The 1,101-nt window shown below is 62.1% G+C and carries 2 protein-coding genes; one reads left to right on the top strand and one right to left on the bottom strand.

What is annotated here, in order from left to right; genetic code table 11:
• The coding region (locus ABT116_RS49375) for a TIGR03767 family metallophosphoesterase (protein WP_351648195.1) at window positions 1-718 on the top strand (718 nt) is incomplete at its 5' end.
• A 58-nt stretch (window positions 719-776) separates the two neighbouring features.
• Here the strand turns inward: ABT116_RS49375 and ABT116_RS49370 are convergent.
• Window positions 777-1,101, bottom strand: a 325-nt coding sequence (locus ABT116_RS49370; protein WP_351648193.1) for an ion channel, incomplete at its 5' end; no start/stop codon positions are given.

Raw genomic sequence — 1,101 nt, 5'->3', positions numbered from 1 at the left:
CACCGGTCCCGGTCCCGTCGGGCACGGTTTCGCTCCCGACGCCGGAGAAACCGGTATCGGTTACTACTCGTTCCAGATCGCACCGGGCGTCGTCGGTATCAGCATGGACTCCACCAACCGCGCAGGCCTTGTCGACGGTTCGCTGGGCGCCGCTCAGTTCCAGTGGATCGAGAACACCCTGCGCGCCGGCAGCAGCACCTACTACGACGCCGCGGGCTCTCGTGTCACCGAGTCGCGCAGCGACACGTATTTCGTGCTGTTCAGTCACCACACGAGCGACACGATGGACAATCTCGTTCCCGACCCCGAGAACGTCCTCGAGCCACGCCTGCGCGGTTCACAGCTTCTCGACTTGCTGCATCGTTTCCCGAACGTACTTGCCTGGGTCAACGGACACACCCACGAGAACAAGATCACCCCGTGGCCCGGCGCGACCCCCGAGCAGGGCTTCTGGGAGATCAACACCGCCTCTCACATCGACTACCCGCAACTCGGACGCATCATCGAGATCGCGGACAACCATGACGGAACGGTGTCGTTGCTTGCGACGCTCTTCGAAGCGGAAAGCCCCAATTCCGTCGACTACAGCGACAAGTCGGCAGCCGGGCTCGCCTCGCTGTACCGCGAACTGTCGTTCAACGACATCCACCGCGACCCGAAGCTGACGGGTACCGGCGTCGACCAGAACGTCGAATTGTTGGTCCACACCGGACGATGACTCCGTTTGCCGCAGTGTCCTGGGTGACTTCAGGTCCGCTCGAAGGCGAGCGGTGCGCTTACGCCCACGACACTGCGGCAACGACGAATCGAACGCCGAATCCGATCAACACCAGATTGCAGACGATCTGGAGGCTCACGAGTCCCCTGGCAAGGTCCGTCTGTGCAGCGATGTCACCGAAGCCGACGGTCGAGAACACCGACAGCGAAAAGTACAGGGCCGCCATACGCGACAGCGGTTCGGTGAAACTGCCGACGCTCGCATGCTCGACCGAAAAATAGGTGATGGACACCAAGAGTAAGTAGGTCGGCATCACGACCGCCACTGCTTCGACCGCCTGCAGAGAGGGCACATCGGAACGCAGAATTCGACGCACCTGCCAG

Origin of the sequence: Streptomyces sp. NPDC002130 (assembly GCF_040296465.1) — a bacterium.
Lineage (GTDB): Bacteria > Actinomycetota > Actinomycetes > Streptomycetales > Streptomycetaceae > Streptomyces.
Note: the sequence above shows the minus strand (reverse complement) of the source record. Positions and strands in the feature narration are given on the sequence as shown.